This is a genomic window from Larkinella harenae, from assembly GCF_054780515.1.
The window spans coordinates 1-1,293 of sequence record NZ_BAAGWE010000032.1 but is presented as its reverse complement, the minus strand read 5'-3'; the positions used below and the strand labels follow the sequence as shown (position 1 = coordinate 1,293).

Annotated in this window: 1 protein-coding gene and 1 pseudogene; both read left to right on the top strand. The window is 48.2% G+C overall.

Going from position 1 to position 1,293, the window contains the following annotated elements; translation table 11 throughout:
- Nucleotides 1-533 (top strand): T9SS type A sorting domain-containing protein (locus tag ACYVH9_RS31580; RefSeq protein ID WP_460640444.1); only part of this gene is annotated, 533 nt, incomplete at its 5' end.
- Between the two features lie 312 nt (nucleotides 534-845).
- A pseudogene (locus ACYVH9_RS31575) lies at nucleotides 846-1,293 on the top strand (hypothetical protein); the annotation flags it as partial.

The window sequence follows — 1,293 nt, the reverse complement described above, 5'->3', positions numbered from 1 at the left end:
GGTATATCACCACCCTCAATGCGTCGGTAAGGCTCACCCAGCAGAATAATTACACGGCCGAGTCGCTGGACGCTGCCCGTTTCGTCAACGCCAGCGGGGGCGACTTCCGGCCCGTCACGGGTTCTCCACTCATTGATGCTGGTCAGAATGCCAGCTCGTATGGCGTGACGGTAGACCTGGCCGATCAGCCGCGCTTCAAAGGCAGAGCCTTCGATATCGGTGCCTTCGAACAGGACTCACCAGCGCAAGTAGCCCGGATTGGGGTTGATGCCGAAGCGATGGCTTTAGCAGTCGTGCTGAAGGCTTATCCTTCACCTACAGTTGATAATTTAACGGTGAAGCTGAGCAATGATGAACGCATCGCGCAGGTACAGATACTTGACATTAACGGTCGTGTATTATTGAGTACCCAACCGAGTTCTCCATCCTCCGAATCTACCCTGGCGGTTCGATCTTTAGCTCCTGGCTTTTATATGGTCCAGGTGCATACGACGTTGAATAAGAAGTTCACGGAACGGTTTATTAAACAATAACGGATTCAGAGGAAGCAATCAATAATACAGCGCCTTCCCAGTCCTACATGTTAAACGGTTTACCGCATTCACGGCTATGAAAAGATGGCAGAATGTGGTAAACCGTTTTTATGTCAGGTAAATAGAACAGACGGACATAATCTAATTCATATCAATGACGCTTTGTCAGATAGAAAAGAAATACCCCCTCAACCAGTCAGTAAATTCTACGGTTGGGCGCCCATAAAAGCTTTGTTTTCACCCTGGTGCTTTCTAGTTTCAGACTATAAAATCGATCCTTAAAATCCTACACCATAGCTAGAATCATGTGTTATGAATGTCATTTACTTCATCCTACTTTTGTATGTAGTCAGCACCAAAGCCTTTACACAATCGGAGCTTTGTAATTGCTCCCTTATCATTGAGGCTTCTGGCGTCTATTATGCCGATAGCTTACCCATTGGACCCGGTAGTGTTGTCTGTATAAAAGGAGGAAACTATCAATTTCTTCGTTTTATTGATTTTACAGGCTCCAGCGACGCACCCATCCTTTTCAAAAACTGCGAGGGTCTGGTCAATTTTAGCAGTAATACGTACGATAGTGGAATGTGGTTTGAAAACTGTCGTTATTTTAAACTGTCCGGCTCGGGCGTAGCGGGCCTGGCCTATGGGTTTCGCATCGAGCAGACGGGTGCGGATGCGTCGGGGCTTCAGATTGGGGAGAAAAGCTCGGACTGTGAGGTCGAACGCGTCGAGGTGGCCGGGGCTGGCTTTGCGGGGA